We start from the raw sequence: 14,879 nt of genomic DNA, 5'->3' as shown, positions 1-14,879 counted from the left end.
CTTTTGCGATTATTATCTTGTTCCGGAAGTTCTGTATCGCATTCGTCGCCGACAGTCCGTTTCGCCTCTCAAATAAGCGGGAACCTCGTTTCGAACACCGTTTCCTTGCGGTCGCTTCGGGCGCTAATTTGACCGCCGTGCAGCTCGACGATGCTTTTGGCGATGGCTAGTCCAAGCCCCGTTCCGCCGTTTTGCGACGTCCGGGAACGATCGGCGCGATAAAAACGTTCGAAGATGAATGGCAAATCTCTGGCTGCAATCGGTTCGCCGTAATTGACGACCTCCACCACGACGGCGTTGTCGTCCTTGCCGATGCGGATATCGACATATTTGCCCTTGCCGCCGTAGCGGATCGCGTTTGAGATCAAGTTTTCGTAAGCGCGCATGAGCTGATGGCCGTCGGCCCGAATGAACATGCCGTCATCTTCCGCCGCCATCCGGCACGACATGCCCGCCTTCGACAGCTGCGGAATGAATTCCTCGGCCAATTGCTTCAGGAAGCCGTAAATGTTCACTTTCTTGAGCTGCAGCTCGATGCCTTCTCCGCTAAGCGACGTATATTCGAACAGTCGGTCGATCAGCTTCTTCAAGTTTTTCGTCTTCTCGTAGGCGATATGGGTGTAATAGCGCAGCTCCACCTCGTCGCTGTATCGATCGGACTCAATCAGCTCCAAATAGCCGAGAACCGACGTAAGCGGCGTGCGCAAATCGTGGGAAACCCCGGTGATCAGCTCGTTTTTCGTCCGCTCCGCATTCCGTTCTTCCTCGATCGATTTGCGCAGTTTTTCCGTCATCCGGTTGAAATGCTCGGCCACGGTTCCCAGCTCGTCCGCCGATTTCGTCACGATCGTATAGTTCAAATTGCCTTTCGCGATTTCCTGGAGACCGCGCGTAATTTCCTCCAAATAACCGAGAATTTTGCTGCTGAATATGAAAAAATAGACGAGAAACAAAAGGCCTCCGGCTACGACCATAACCGGCGTCGATCCGATCCGGTTCACGACCCAGCTGATGGGTACGGTGAACGGCTCCACATGCACCAATACAAGCAGCACCCGGTAAGCGATCAGCACGGTTGCGGCCGCGGACGCGATGCTGAGGATGAAGGCGAGGATAAACTTCCAGCGCATCGTATAGATAAAGCTGTGTTTCATGTGCGTCCTCCCGATCCCGCTTATCCGCGCGATTATTCGATCGTATAGCCGATTCCCCATACGGTTTTGATATACAGGGGCGCGCTCGGATCTTTCTCGATTTTTTCGCGGATTTTGCGAATGTGGACCATGACCGTATTGTTGGACTCGTAGAACGGCTCGTTCCATACCGCCTCGTATATTTGCTCCATGCTCAGCACGATTCCCCGGTTGCGGGCCAATACGTGCAGAATGGCGAATTCGCGCGGGGTCAATCGCGCCTCGACCTGATCCACGATCACTTTATGCGTCGCCGTGTTGATGACGAGCTCGTCGATCACGATTTCGTTGTCGTTCTTCCCGGGCAAGCCGTTGAGCTGGCGATAGCGGCGCAGCTGCGATTTGACCCGGGCCAGCATTTCCAGCGGGCTGAACGGTTTGACGACATAATCGTCGGCGCCGATGCTTAAGCCGGTAATTTTGTCGATTTCCTGACCTTTGGCCGACAGCATGATGATCGGCATCTGCTTGTCCTCGCGTATTTTCATGCAAGCCTGAATGCCGTCCATGCGCGGCATCATCACATCGAGAATGATCAAATCGACCTGATGCGTTTTCAGCAGCTCCAACGCCTCCAGGCCGTCGTTGGCCGTCAGCAGCGTAAATCCTTCGTTTTTCAAATAAATTTCGAGCAACTGCGTAATTTCCTTCTCGTCGTCAACCAGGAGAATCGTTCCCCCCAACATGGCAAACCCTCCGCCTCACCGATAATCGACATCCTGCATACTCGTACGTACACGCTTATAAACTATATCAAAAATCGTCCGGTTTTCCCATTCGCTGCTATTTCATGTGTGCATATCGGCACAAAAAAAACCGCGATCATTCGCGGTTTCGAGACGAAATAAGTGCTTGTCCCTCCGGTAACGGTGACTATTGACCGGATGCTTTCAATTTCTCGATCTCCTTCACGGCATTTTCATCCGCCGTGCGCAAGGCCGTATTGATGTCGAGCTGGCCTTTGCCGAGCTGGTACCACAGCTTTTCAAGCTGATTGTTCGTAATCGCTTGATAAGGCGATTGCTGGAACGGCGCGGCCGGTTTGTTTCGGGTCAGCGCTTTCAGGTTTTTCCCAACAAGATTCGGGTTGTCTTGACCGAAAGCGTCTTTGACCGATTGTGTCTTGACTACCGGAAGCCCCAGTGCCTTTTTGGCCATTTCGGTTTGATACTCATCGCTGGTCATGTAGGCGATGATGTCGAACGCCTGCTCCTTATGCTTGCTCGTGCTTACGATATAAGCCATGGTGAGCGAGGCCTGCGAACCGACACCTCGAAGATGGCCAAATTCCGGCAAACTGACCAAATCCCAATTCACATCTTGCGGCGTTCCGGGAATCGAGGCGGCATACATGGCCGCTACTTTGGTTTTATAGAATAAATTGTTGATGCCGCTAAAGCTGCCTTCCGCCAAGGCGTTGCCCGGAATCTCGTAGAAACGGTTGATGTTCCGGACCAACTGCGCCCAACGCACGTCGGAATAAAATAACGGTTTATCCGTTTTGGGGTCGGCAAATCCCAGGGACATTTGGTTTTGCCAAGCGATGCTGTAAGATTGGGTAATAAAGCCCCTGTACTGCGTTTCCCCCTCTTTACGGGTGACTCGCTTCGCAAGCTCGTACGCTTCGTCCCATGTCATTCCGTCCGTTGGATACGGAACCGCGAATTTATCGAAAATGTCTTTATTGTACAAAAGGGACATGACATTCATCCGGAGAGGCAGCGCATACATTTCGCCGTTCGGAGAAAGGGCTTTCACTGCCTCTGCCGTGCTTGTCTCGAGACGGGTCAAATCGTAGCCCCTGCTCTTGATCATGTCCGTCAGGTCGTTCTGGAAATGAAACGGCGTAATGTACCGGTAATGATTCGTATCGCCGTTCAGGAAAATATCAATCGGCTCCTGCGAAGAAAGCACGTTGGCCAGATGACCCGCCACGTTAGTATCCGGGGGTTGGACCGTTTTTAATGTAACATGCGGAAACTTTTTGACGATCGCGTTGCCGTACTGCTCCATGAACGTTTCCGTATCCCCCGCGTACGGTAAGTAGAAAGTAATCGTGACAGGCTCCGCGGCTTGACCCGGTTTGCTTTCTTTTCCCCCGCCGCACCCGGCTAATAGGCTCCCTGCCGCCATCAACAGCATGAACAACATCGACCCTTTGTTTGTAACCAAAACAGCAGACCTCGCTTTCTTTACAAGTTGTACGTACAACTTCCTCACTTCGACAGCTCCCCCTCCGTTCTTCTGAATACCGGCATGCTGCGCGCAATCGAACGGGTCGAACCCGTTCGCATGACGACGCCCGCCCCAAACGTTACCATCATACGGGCAGACGCCCCGCAAAAGAAACTGCACATCGCGTCATATGGATGAAGGTTACGACAGTTTCGGCGTTTGATTGGAGTGAACAATTTGTACTTTCGTGCACTTTATCTATTTTTCCCGTTCGGTTTGATGATTTCGGGCTCTGAGAACCGGTTCCCGAAAAAACAAAAAGCCGCGATATTCGCAGCTTTTCGATCGTTCATTCGGTTTCATATCGGTTCAAGTACGTCACCTGACTGTCGGCCCGGATCGTCGCCTCCGTCGCCTTGACGATATCTTCGTGCGTGACGATGCCGTCCTCTCCGCCGATCCGTCTCATGAAATCTTCCGTAATCGTGCAGGGCGGCTTCAGCGCGGGCAGCATATCGACGGACTCGCCGTCCGTCGACCGTATGACGACCGGATCCCGTCCGACCAACGGGTCGCCGTGCAGTCTGAGCTCTACGAAGCTTTCCGTCCCGGTGACGAATATGCGTCCGTCGCCCCAGGTCCAGCTCCCGACCGGCGAATGCCAATCGGCGTAAAGCTGGGCAACGATGCAATCCTCCATCGACACCTGCACGCTGGCCGAATTATAAAAGGTCGGCTGCTCGGGCATAATCGTTTTTCCGACGTATCCGCCGACCGATTCGATCTCTTTGCCGGTCAACCAGCGCAAAAGGTCGAAATCGTGGACAAGCAGGTCGATCAGAATGCCGCCGGACTGCCGTTTGGAAAAAAACCATGCCGGGCGGGAGGCCGCATCGAGGCGATGAGGCTTGCGCATCCCGACGGTCACGATCTCGCCGAGCGCGCCCCGCTCGATCTGTTTCTTTAACGTATAGATGGCCGGATGAAACCGCTCGGTCAGCAGCATGCCGATTTGGATGCCGTTTCTCCGGACAACCGCCTGTAGGCGCCGCAGTCCGTCCGCGTTCACCGCGGCGGGCTTGTCCACCATCACATGCTTGCCCCGACTTTCGCACAATTCGATGACGTCGATTTTTTCGTCGTTAACCGCCGCGCAGCCGACTACGACGACGGAGTCGCCGAGCAACGCTTCCTTGTCGCGCGTCAAAGGTATTCCGTATTTGGCGGACAAGGCGCGGGAAAGCCCGTTTTGCTCCTCTTCGTATATCCCGGCGCAGCTGTAGCCCATCTCCAGCATTTCGCTTATAAAAATTCCGATATGTGCATGCTGGCAGCCGATTACGGAAAATTGGCGTTCGCTCATGCCGGACGCTCCTCCTTCGCCGCTTGCGCTTTAATTGTTTTTCTCGAAAATTTTGTCGGCTTCCTTGCGGAATTCGGCGACGACATCGTCGACGGACGCCTTGCCGAACTGCAGCTTTTGCACCGTCTGTTCGAACAGTTTCGACACCTCGCCCGCCCCTTTCGGCCCGCCGTCGTACATGCCGGGTTTGTTGTTCGTGACGTGTTCGAGCATCCTGACCATCTTTTTGTCGCGTTCGTTAAATCGCGGAGCCAAATAGTCCATTATTTGTTTGTTCTCCGGAAGCCCTCGCTCGATTTCTAGCACGTCGGCGGCCTCCTTCGAATTGAGGAAAAAGTCCAGAAACATCGCCGCTTCCTTCGGATGCTTCGATTTGGCCGACATGGACAAAAACATGGCGGGCAGAAGCACGCTTCCGCTGTGCTTGTCCTTCGGGAAAGATACCATGTCGATTTTGTCCTTCATGACGTTTTCGTACGCCGGGAACGTCGCCGTAAATTGAGGGCCGATGATCGGGACGATTCCTCTCATCAGCGCGTCCTTGTTCGGATCGAAGTTGCCGAGCGGCAAAAACGACGCGGTCATCGAGGCGGTCGGCACGATCCCTTCCTTTCGGGCATCGTCCCACATGGTCAGCCAATTCCGGAACGTCTGATCGTTATATCCGAGCCTGTTGCCTTTATAGAGCGTGTCCCCTACGGAAAATGCATAATACATAAACGCTTCCAGCGACGCCGACATATCGAAGGCGCCGTATACTTTGCCGCCGAGCTTCGACTTGATTTCGCGCGCCTTGTCGAAATATTCGTTCCAGGTCATGTCCAGCTTCGGCGGCTCTACGCCGGCCTGCTGATACATTTCTTTGTTGTAGATAAGCACGGACGCATTGTCCGAAACCGGCAACCCGGTCAGCTTGCCGTTGATCGTTCCCTGATTGGCGATCACTTCCTTGTTCAAATCGTCGATTCGAATCTCTTTGTTCGAATAAGGAGCAAGATCGGCGAGCACTCCCCGGTCGGAATACTCTTTCATGTACAGAATGCTCATCTGCATCAAGTCGGGCGCATTGTTGCCGGCGACCTGGGTGGACAGCTTCTCCCAGTAGCCGTCGAAGCTCGTATACTCCGGCTTGATTTTGACGTTCGGATGAAGCTGCTGGAATTTTTCGATCGCCTTCAGCGTTCTGTCGTGCCTGCCTTGACTGCCCCACCAGGCAAAGCGCAGTTCCACGTTTTGACCCGCTTCCGACGGATTCGGGCCGGCGCCGGGCTGGTCGCCGCTTTTCTTTTCCGTTGGAACGCAGCCCGCGATCAAACCGCCCAATAAAGTGAAAGCCATGCATGAACCGAGCACCCGTCTTGCCGATCGGCTCCGCGTCATCATCGAACATGCCCCCCTCTAGGTTTTCTTTCGTACAATCCCATTATAAAAAACGGCCGATTTTCATTAAAATAAGACGAATCTACAATAAATATTAAAAATATACGGATTGCGGACGGGACCAAAAAAAGAAGCGCTTCTCGGCGGAAGCGGCGGCAGGATCTTGTTATTTGTTCAGTTCGGACGGATAATAGCCGGTATGCTTCTTGAATAATTGGCTGAAGTAGGCGTTGTTTTTATAGCCGACGATTTGCGAGATTTCGAATACTTTATAGTTCCCGGTCAAAAGCAGCTCCTTCGCTTTTTCCATTCGTACGCGCGTCAAGTAGCTGTTATAATTTTCGCCGGTTTCCTGCTTGAATATTTGGCTTAAATAATTGCGTGTCAAATACACCTTCTCGGCAATGAGGTCGAGCGTAATATCCTCCGCATAATGCTGCTGTACGTACCGCTTGATGAAATCGATCGTTTTGCGGTGCTTATGCGAGCTGCGCTCGTGCATCGCCCGGCAAATCGGAATAAGCAAATCGCGCAGCCAACCGGAAAAATCCGAAATGCCGCAAAAGAGCTCCAGCTCCTTGTATATGGAAAAGTTCGCACGAAAATGCTCGATCTGCAGTCCGTGCTCGTGCAAGGCGAGTGACACGATGCCGACAATATCGATCGCGAATTCCCTCAAATCGTTGATGCTGGGGGCTTTTCCCTCCCGAAGAACGCGCGTCAGCTCATCGATGCATGTCTCCACAAGCTCTTCCTGCCCGAGCATCATGGCGTCGACGACGGCTTGATAGCTTTCGATCGGTCGGCGCGGTACGGTCGCGGCCAGCTCCCGAACGTCCTCTTGCAGCAGGAGCTGCTTTTCCGAAAATTTCTCGCGGCTTGCGAGCAGATCGACCGCCGCCGCATAAGACTTCGGGATATCGCCGACTTGCTCCGCAACCGAACCGACCGCGGCCCAAACCTGCAGCTTCAACAAATCTCGAACGTGATCAAGCAGCTCCTGCGCGACTTGCACGGCCTGCCGCCTTGCTCTCTCCTGTTTCAGGTGCAGAGGCGCCGCCACGATGATCGAAAGCAAGTTGCGCTGAAAATCGGCGACATATACGCCGTCCTTGCGAGCCGCAAGCTCCTCCACAATATTTTGTACCGCATAGGCGAACAAGGCCAGATCGTTCGGCCGGTGCCGGTGCGAGAGCCGCTCGCGGCCTGCGAAAAATTCGATAAGCACAACGGTGTACCTTTGTCCCGTGAAATCGAGCTTCAAATATTCCGACACTTTGCGAAAAAAGCCGGTTTGGCAAAAGCCGGGTTCCAGCAGCCCCTTCAGCAATTGCCGTTTGGTCGTCGGCAAATGGTACGCAAGCAGCTCTCGGAGCTCCCTCTCTTCTTTTTCAACCGCATCCCGCTTGGAAATCTGGTCCACCGCTTCCTTCAGGACGCGCTCGATGTCGTCGAGCGTCGCCGGCTTCGACAAATAATCGTTGACGCGGAGCTTTACCGCGGACTGGGCATACTTGAAATCCTCGTATCCGCTTAAAATGATCACTTCCGCCGTATTTCCCGCTTCGCGCAGCGCCTTCAGCATCTCGATGCCATTCATGACCGGCATGTAGATATCGGTCAATATAATGTCGGGCCGATGGGCCTCGATCTGTTCGAGCCCCTCTTTTCCGTTGATGGCCGTTCCGACTACACGGATTCCGAATTGTTCCCACCGCACCGAACGCGCAAGTCCTTGTAAGGTCGTCATATCGTCGTCAACAATGACCGCTTTGATCATGCCGGCTCCCCCCCGATCCGTTGCGACGGCTCCTCGGCCAGCTTGGGCAAATCGAGCGTCACTCTCGTCCCTTCGCCGGGCTTGCTGAACAGCCGAACGCCGTAGCCTTCCCCGAAGTATAGTTGAATGCGTTCGTGCACATTTCGAATCCCGTTATTTTCCTTTCCGGGAGCGGGGTTGTCCGTCTTCATCCCTTGCCCGTTATCCTCGATCCTAAAGTGAATGCTCGCTTCATCCTCCCAGCCGGTAATACGCACCGCCCCCCGGGCGCGTCCGTGCAGCCCGTGAATGAGACTATTCTCCACGAACGGCTGGACGATCAGCTTCGGAATGTAGTATCGTTTCATCGAATCCGGGACCTGGATAACGAACCGGATCGTTTGTTTGAATCGTATCGTTTGCAGCTCCACGTAACATTGCAGATGCTCCATTTCCTTGCGAACGCTTATAAAAGAAGCTCCGCTCGACAGCCCGATCCGCAGCATTTTGCCGAGCAGCGCGAGCATGCGGCTCATGTCGCGGTCGCCGGATTCGATCGCGTGCCAGTTCATCATATCGAGCGTATTGTACAAAAAGTGCGGGTTGATTTGCTCCTGGAGCACTTGAATTTCGGCTTCGCGTTTGCGCCGGTTTTGCTCGGTCACTTGCTCGATCAACATTTCGATCCGTTCGGCCATTTCGTTGAAATGATCGTTCAGATGACCGAACTCGTTCCGGTAATCGTTCACGATACGAACGTTCCATCGTCCGACCTTCATCGCATTCATGGCGCGGATCAACCGGCGGATCGGTGCGGCGAACTGCACGGACAACAAGTAGGCCATCGCGACCGCAAGCAGGATGCACAGCATGACCGTGATCATAATAACGCTTGCAATGCTCCGGCTTCCTTTCGTAATCGTTTCCCAAGGAATGACGTCCATCGTCACCCAAGACGTGCGGGTTTGCTTGTTCCAAATAATCAGCGATTTCGTTTTTAATCGGGCTATCGCATATTGATCGGACGGGGACTTGTCCATGATGGCCGCAATATCGCCGTTTCCTTCATCGTAATATACCGGTTGAAGCGAGCCGCCGTTAAATTGCGCGATGAGTCTCCGATTCGTATCAAGAATAAACCGGCTCGCATCCGTCGTGCTGCCGAACGCCAGCTTTTGCAGGGAGGATAATTTCACGTTCACGACCAGAATGCCGACTTCCTTGCCCGCAGCGGACAGCACCTTTCTCGCGAAGCTGACGACGTTCCGGTCTTCCGCCGGGTAATTGCCCACTTCGACCGGATGAGCGCCGATCCAGCTATAGTCGGCATCCTTGATTTCGTCGTACCAGGAAGCCTTCTCGGCCATGCCGTAGTCGTATACTCCGCTTCCGGCAATATGGCTGCCTGCTGTCGTATGTTTCGCATACAATTGAACGGAAAGGATGCCCTCCTTCACGTAGCTCGGGCGGCTGAGCAGATCGATCACATCGGCGGTTTGTCCGATCCGCTCGAACGAGTCCTCGGGATATTGATATTGCAAATAATGGAGCAGCTTCGGATTGCTCGCCAGCGCGAGCGAATCGTATTCGACCGATTGCAGCTGCACGTCGAGCTGCTTGTTGATCTCGTCCAGCAGCAGCATCCTGGAGGAAATCGTTTGACGCACCACTTCCTGATTCGTCATGTAATAGCTCGTCATGCCGAGCAGCAGAATGAGCAGTACGGATATTGCTAGAAATGAAACAAAAAACGTCGCCTGAAACGAAAACCGTTTGAACGGGTTCCTCATCCGCAAGCATCACCTGCCTTCTTAGCTGTTACATACAGCATAAGGCCGAATGCGCCGGCCGTAAACAGCTTACCCTTTGATTCCGGTCGTAGCAATTCCTTCCACGAAATATTTTTGCGCGATCAGAAAAATGACGAAGCACGGAATGACCGACAATAAGGCCATCGCATACATCGGTCCCCAGGTGACCGCCGACGTATTGTCGAGGAACAATCGCAGCGCGAGCGGGACCGTAAATTTCGCGGTATCGGTCAAGTAAATCATCTGACCGAGGAAATCGTCCCAGGTCCAAATGAAGCTGAATATCGCCGTCGTAATGAAAGCCGGCGTGCATAACGGCAGCACGATTTTAAACGCAATTCCGATCGTCGAGCAGCCGTCGATTTTGGCGGATTCGTCCAACTCTTTCGGGATGCCGCGTATAAACTGAACGATCAGAAACACAAAAAACGGGCTGACCGCCAAAAAATGCGGTACGATAAGCGGCAGCGTCGTGCCTACCCAATCGAACGATTTGAACAAAATGTATTGCGGCACCAATGTAACCTGCGCCGGGAGCATCAGCGTCATCATTAATATGCCGAACCACATGTTTTGCAGCGGAAACCGCAGCCGGGCGAATCCGTATGCGACTAGTGCGCTGGACAGCAACGTTCCGATCACGGAGAGCGCCGCGATAAAGAAAGAATTGTAGAAAAAATGCGCGAAACTGAAGCCCGGAATGGCCGTCCAGCCCTCGGTAAAATTGCTCCAATGAAGCTCGCTCGGAAACAGCTGCATTTTCGGAATATCTTCGTTCGACTTCAGCGCGTTGCCGACCAGCCATAAGACCGGATAAATCATAACCAAGCTGCTCAGAATCAAAACGCTGTAACGATACACGACTGCCGGTTTCATCCTCGGTATCCCCTTTCCGCCGAATCATTACGTTTCATAATGCACCCATCTTTTGGACGACCAGAAAATCAAAACCGTACAAAAGGCGATGATCGCGAGCAAGATCCAGGCAAGCGCGCTGGCATAGCCCATATTGAAGTACGCAAAAGCTTTCTGATACAAGTAAAGCGCGTACACGAGCGTCGAGTTGATCGGTCCGCCCTTGGTGACGATAAATGCCTGGGTAAACATTTGAAAGCTCCCGATAATTTGCATGACCAGGTTAAACAATATAATCGGCGTGAGCATCGGCAGCGTAATCGCAAAAAAGGCCCGTGCCTTCGACGCTCCGTCGACCGAGGCGGATTCGTACAGATCCCGCGGAATTTGCTTGAGTCCCGCCAGGAAGATCACCATCGACGAACCGAACTGCCAGACCGCCAGCAGCACGAGCGTATACAGGGCGGTTCCGGGAGTATTGATCCAGTCGATGCCCTGCAACCCGAACAAGCCCGCAATTTGGTTCAACAGCCCGTCCATGCCGAACAAGTTCCGCCAGATCGCCGAAAGCGCCACGCTTCCTCCGATCAAGGACGGCAAATAAAAGACCGCCCTGAACAGCGACATTCCCCGAATCGCTCGGAACAGCAGCAGGGCGACCAGCAGCGCGAACATTAATTTTAACGGCACGGACAGCGCCACGTAAGTCAGAGTAACTTGCAGCGCCTTCCAAAACTCGTCGTCGTCCGTTACAATCTCCCTGTAATTGGCCAAGCCGACCCATTCGGGAAGCTCCAGCATATTGTACTGGGTTAGCGATAAGTAAAAGGATTGGGACAGCGGACCGACCGTTAACAGGAAAAAGCCGATCAGCCAAGGCGATATGAATGCGTATCCCCATAAAGGCTCTATCCATTTGTTCCATGTGCCGGCACCGGATTTCGTAATCCGCCGTATATGCTCCATCTGCGTCACTCCCGAATCGGTAATAAGAGAATCGATTTGTAATCATCATGTTACCGGTTGCGCGCGACGCGATAAATGAGAGAAATCTATAAATAGTAATAAAAATATACACGGTTTCGGCCGTATTCGTTTTCGCCGAAGGCCCGGACTAAAAAACAAAGAAGCCCTCTCGTTCCGGGCTTCTTCGGTATTCTTCTTATGCTTCCGGCGAACAAGGCGCTTTGCGTTTCACCGATTCGCAAGCGGCCAGAGCGGCGGCAGTCGCGCGCAGTCCATCCGCCCCGGTTATGGGCACTTCCCTGTTCTCCATAAGAGATCGAACGAAATCGTGGATCAGCATTTGTTCGCCGTGGTCCCCCCAATAGCTCCATTCCGCTTTCCCTCTGCGGTCGCTATAGAGCCGGCTTACCTGGGCGAAAGCGTCCAGAGCCAGAACTCCCTTCGTTCCGACGATCTCCATCGACAGGTCTCCCCGGATCGGATAACATCCGGGCAAGGACCAGCTTGAATCCAATAAAACCTTTACGTCATTGTCGAACGTCGCATGGACGATCCCGGCATCATCGATAGTGGCGTTCTCCAGAAATAAGGGCCCCGTCTCCGCATATACTTCGATCGGCTCCGCATTCAAAAGCCATCTCAGCAAATCCAGGATTGGGACGCCTTGATCCATGACGGCTGCGCCGCCGGATATGGAAGGGTCCGGCAACCGGCCCTCCGGTCTTTGAACGCGGCTCGCACATGTAACCGTCAGAACGGTTCCCAAGCTGCCGCTATCCAGGATCGCTTTCGTTTCCAGTACGGAAGGTAAATACCGGTACGGAAACGCAGTCATCAATTGTACCTTGTTCTCGGCGCAAACGCCCAGCATCTCCCGCATTTCCGCCAGCGTTAGGCCGAGAGGCTTCTCGCAAAGGACATGCTTTCCCGACATCGCCGCTTTTTTAACATACCCGGCACGATCTTTCGTCTCCGAACATACGATAACCGCGTCTATACCTCCCGCCAGAAGTCCTTCGCAATCGGCAAAAGATCGAATGCCGTAACGGGACTGAACTGCGTCCATGCGTTCCTTGCACGTGTCGTATATCCCGATCATCTCGGCATCGTCCCGTTCAAGGAGCCGCTCCAAGTAATTGCGTGCCTGCGGATGGGCAAAGCCGATCATCCCCAGCTTCAACCGGTTCATCCGTCCGCCCTCCGATCCGCCTCATGAGTCTTATAGACAGGCTTTCCTGTCTCGATGGATTCCGATGCCATCCGTGCGACCGCGACGGCTTCACATGCGTCCGCGGCCGTCACTACAGGTTCTTTCCGATTGCGGATACAATCGATGAAATGCTCGATCTCCAACGCAAAAGGATCTTGCCGGGAAGGCGCCTCCGGAAGAACGACCCCCTCCGCTTCGGCCGCGGAACCGGAATCGGAACGGTGGAGAACAAGCGGCCTGCTGCTTTGGCTATCGCATCTCAACACGCCGTCGGTTCCGAATATGTCCAGCTTCGAATGAAAGGAGGCCGGATGCCCCCAAACCGCCTCCGCATTGGCGATGGCCCCGTTCTCGAACCGCATCGTGACCGCGGCGTATTCAAACCCCGCAGCCCGTTTGCCTGCGGCGTAAACGGATCGAACCTCGCCCAGCAGCGAGCGGATGAAGTCGATTTCATGGATCATCAAGTCAAAGATCACACCGCCGCTTTTGCCGCTGTCGGCGAACCAACTGTTCGCAGGCGGGTGAAGGCTTGCGCGTTTGGCGCGGACAATGCCGATTGTCCCTATCGCGCCTTCGGTGATCTGCTTGCGCGCATGCATATATTCCGGAAAAAAGCGCAGCACATGCCCCACGAATAAACGGACACCCGCCCGGTCGCAGGCATGCAGCATTTCCTCGGCATCCTTCGGGTTCAACGCGATCGGTTTTTCGCATATGATATGTTTCCCGTACGCCGCCGCACGGATCGTATACGCTTTATGCAAATACGTAGGAAGAGTTATGATGACGAGCTCCAATTGCTTCGTCGCCAATAGTTCGTCATAGGAGGAGTACCATTTCGTTCCAAGCGATTCGGCAAACGCTTTTGCCGTATGCGGCGAATGGTTATAAATGCCGACCAGTTCGGCATTCGGCATGGCGCCGACGATACGGGCGAACGTTTGACCCATCGTGCCGCAACCGACGATAGCTATCTTCATGCTTTCATTCCTTTCGCTGTCCACAGTTTTATCCATCCGAATCCGGGCATTCCATACCGTGCCTCTATCGAGCGTACCGACTTCATTATAGGACGGCCGTGGGGACGACAGAGGTCAATTCGAGTCCAGGATCAGGTCATTTTTCGCGAAAAAAAAGCCCTTGTACATAGGTGCTTCATTTCGTTCTATAACTCGGTTTCGGGAAAGGGCCGATTCGGCTAAAGCGGGGTCGTAATCAGCCGCCCGCCGTTATCGATGCTTATTTTATACTTGACGGTTCCGTCCGGGGTTGTCATGACGATGCCGTCGGCGACGTGGACGTTCGCCCATCGTTTGTTCGCGGCGCCGAGGTCGGCGGCATTATCCGACTTCGGAACGACGGAGCCCGCGAAATCGGCCGTTCCCGACGCCGACAACTTGAGCTTGGCATCGCCCATCACCCGCAGCTCATGGCCGTCTTTGCTTTCCGCTATAAAGGCTCCTTTCCGAACAGCTCCACGTTCGCGCCGGGCGTTACCGCTAACGCGTCTTTTCCTTCGCCGTTTTGCAGTTTGACTCTCTGATTGGCGGGCGCCTTGAGCACAAAGTCGCGTTCGTCCGTTTGCGGCATTTGTTCGAAACTGTCGAACGCGTAACGGGGCGTGAAAAAACCGGCGTCCGTAAATCGGACGGTAGATGGCCGCTTAAACTTCGGCCATTTGTCCACGCTCCTGAATTCCGTGGCCAAAAAATAAACGTTGTTCGTCTGGCCGCATGGATACGGTCCTCTTGCCGCGGCATTATTTCTCCACGGAGCGGCGATGATCCGTCCGCCCCCCAAAGGGATATCCAATGCCCCTACTCCGGCGCCTTCCAGCGTTACGCCGGTCCGGATCGTCAAAGTGTTCGTAATGATATAGACGCCGGGCGGAATAAATACGATTCCTCCTCCGCCATCCGCGCATAGGTCGATCGCGTTCTGCAAGGCCGCCGTATCGTCGGTTACGCCATTTCCGACGGCGCCCAGCTCCCCGGCATTGAATACGCCGTAAACGGCATGCCGTACCCCGCCATAGACGGCAGGCCGCACCTGTTGTTCGGTTGCGGCCGCGGAACGCCATCTTCCGCCGACGGCCAATGTGACCCCGGCCGCACCCATGGAGGCAAGAAGTCCCCTTCTGCTTATTTTCTTCCGAGTCTGCGTC

13 protein-coding genes are annotated in these 14,879 nt (G+C 54.1%); all 13 read right to left on the bottom strand.

The window, feature by feature from the left end; translation table 11 throughout:
* Positions 1-68: 68 nt before the first annotated feature.
* The 13 genes from PV407_RS02920 to PV407_RS02860 all read right to left on the bottom strand — a co-directional run bounded on the left by PV407_RS02920 (position 69) and on the right by PV407_RS02860 (position 14,833).
* Entirely contained in the window at positions 69-1,154 is a 1,086-nt protein-coding gene (locus tag PV407_RS02920; RefSeq protein WP_332088367.1) for a sensor histidine kinase, read from the bottom strand.
* Between the two features lie 32 nt (positions 1,155-1,186).
* Complete coding sequence (locus PV407_RS02915) at positions 1,187-1,876, bottom strand: response regulator transcription factor (RefSeq protein ID WP_442951617.1); 690 nt, start codon at positions 1,874-1,876, stop codon at positions 1,187-1,189.
* 190 nt (positions 1,877-2,066) lie between these two features.
* Entirely contained in the window at positions 2,067-3,413 is a 1,347-nt protein-coding gene (locus tag PV407_RS02910; protein WP_332088365.1) for an ABC transporter substrate-binding protein, read from the bottom strand.
* A 304-nt stretch (positions 3,414-3,717) separates the two neighbouring features.
* Positions 3,718-4,731: a Gfo/Idh/MocA family protein gene (locus PV407_RS02905; RefSeq protein WP_332088364.1), complete on the bottom strand. Its 1,014-nt coding sequence runs from the start codon at positions 4,729-4,731 to the stop codon at positions 3,718-3,720.
* A 30-nt stretch (positions 4,732-4,761) separates the two neighbouring features.
* The gene (locus PV407_RS02900) at positions 4,762-6,069 is read right to left on the bottom strand and encodes an ABC transporter substrate-binding protein (RefSeq protein WP_332088363.1); all 1,308 of its coding nucleotides are present in this window, start codon (positions 6,067-6,069) and stop codon (positions 4,762-4,764) included.
* A 208-nt stretch (positions 6,070-6,277) separates the two neighbouring features.
* Positions 6,278-7,891, bottom strand: a complete 1,614-nt coding sequence (locus tag PV407_RS02895; RefSeq protein WP_332088362.1) for a response regulator — start codon at positions 7,889-7,891, stop codon at positions 6,278-6,280.
* The gene (locus PV407_RS02890) at positions 7,888-9,660 is read right to left on the bottom strand and encodes a cache domain-containing sensor histidine kinase (RefSeq protein ID WP_332088361.1); all 1,773 of its coding nucleotides are present in this window, start codon (positions 9,658-9,660) and stop codon (positions 7,888-7,890) included. The genes PV407_RS02895 and PV407_RS02890 overlap by 4 nt, the downstream gene beginning before the upstream one ends.
* Before the next feature lie 69 nt (positions 9,661-9,729).
* A complete protein-coding gene (locus tag PV407_RS02885; RefSeq protein WP_332088360.1) occupies positions 9,730-10,557 on the bottom strand; it encodes a carbohydrate ABC transporter permease in 828 nt (275 codons plus the stop codon).
* Between the two features lie 27 nt (positions 10,558-10,584).
* Complete coding sequence (locus tag PV407_RS02880) at positions 10,585-11,502, bottom strand: carbohydrate ABC transporter permease (protein ID WP_332088359.1); 918 nt, start codon at positions 11,500-11,502, stop codon at positions 10,585-10,587.
* Between the two features lie 196 nt (positions 11,503-11,698).
* Positions 11,699-12,691, bottom strand: a complete 993-nt coding sequence (locus PV407_RS02875; protein ID WP_332088358.1) for a Gfo/Idh/MocA family protein — start codon at positions 12,689-12,691, stop codon at positions 11,699-11,701.
* Positions 12,688-13,695 carry a Gfo/Idh/MocA family protein gene (locus PV407_RS02870; protein ID WP_332088357.1) on the bottom strand — a complete coding sequence of 336 codons (1,008 nt, stop codon included), beginning with the start codon at positions 13,693-13,695 and terminating at the stop codon, positions 12,688-12,690. The genes PV407_RS02875 and PV407_RS02870 overlap by 4 nt, the downstream gene beginning before the upstream one ends.
* Before the next feature lie 218 nt (positions 13,696-13,913).
* Positions 13,914-14,132: a hypothetical protein gene (locus PV407_RS02865; protein WP_332088356.1), complete on the bottom strand. Its 219-nt coding sequence runs from the start codon at positions 14,130-14,132 to the stop codon at positions 13,914-13,916.
* 32 nt (positions 14,133-14,164) lie between these two features.
* Complete coding sequence (locus PV407_RS02860; RefSeq protein ID WP_332088355.1) at positions 14,165-14,833, bottom strand: glycosyl hydrolase family 28-related protein; 669 nt, start codon at positions 14,831-14,833, stop codon at positions 14,165-14,167.
* Between the last annotated feature and the right edge of the window lie 46 nt (positions 14,834-14,879).

The sequence above is a fragment of the Paenibacillus sp. GYB003 genome (genome assembly GCF_036577625.1).
In the GTDB taxonomy this organism is placed as follows: Bacteria; Bacillota; Bacilli; order Paenibacillales; family NBRC-103111; genus Paenibacillus_AB.
This window is presented reverse-complemented; position numbering and strand designations above follow the sequence as displayed.

Excerpts from the sequence above, each read along its gene's own strand:
- PV407_RS02920 (WP_332088367.1), bottom strand. The coding sequence starts at position 1,154 with ATGAAACACAGCTTTATCTATACGATGCGCTGGAAGTTTATCCTCGCC.
- PV407_RS02905 (WP_332088364.1), bottom strand. The coding sequence starts at position 4,731 with ATGAGCGAACGCCAATTTTCCGTAATCGGCTGCCAGCATGCACATATC.
- PV407_RS02900 (WP_332088363.1), bottom strand. The coding sequence starts at position 6,069 with ATGGCTTTCACTTTATTGGGCGGTTTGATCGCGGGCTGCGTTCCAACG.
- PV407_RS02895 (WP_332088362.1), bottom strand. The coding sequence starts at position 7,891 with ATGATCAAAGCGGTCATTGTTGACGACGATATGACGACCTTACAAGGA.
- PV407_RS02890 (WP_332088361.1), bottom strand. The coding sequence starts at position 9,660 with ATGAGGAACCCGTTCAAACGGTTTTCGTTTCAGGCGACGTTTTTTGTT.
- PV407_RS02885 (WP_332088360.1), bottom strand. The coding sequence starts at position 10,557 with ATGAAACCGGCAGTCGTGTATCGTTACAGCGTTTTGATTCTGAGCAGC.
- PV407_RS02880 (WP_332088359.1), bottom strand. The coding sequence starts at position 11,502 with ATGGAGCATATACGGCGGATTACGAAATCCGGTGCCGGCACATGGAAC.
- PV407_RS02875 (WP_332088358.1), bottom strand. The coding sequence starts at position 12,691 with ATGAACCGGTTGAAGCTGGGGATGATCGGCTTTGCCCATCCGCAGGCA.
- PV407_RS02870 (WP_332088357.1), bottom strand. The coding sequence starts at position 13,695 with ATGAAGATAGCTATCGTCGGTTGCGGCACGATGGGTCAAACGTTCGCC.
- PV407_RS02865 (WP_332088356.1), bottom strand. The coding sequence starts at position 14,132 with ATGGGCGATGCCAAGCTCAAGTTGTCGGCGTCGGGAACGGCCGATTTC.
- PV407_RS02860 (WP_332088355.1), bottom strand. The coding sequence starts at position 14,833 with ATGGGTGCGGCCGGGGTCACATTGGCCGTCGGCGGAAGATGGCGTTCC.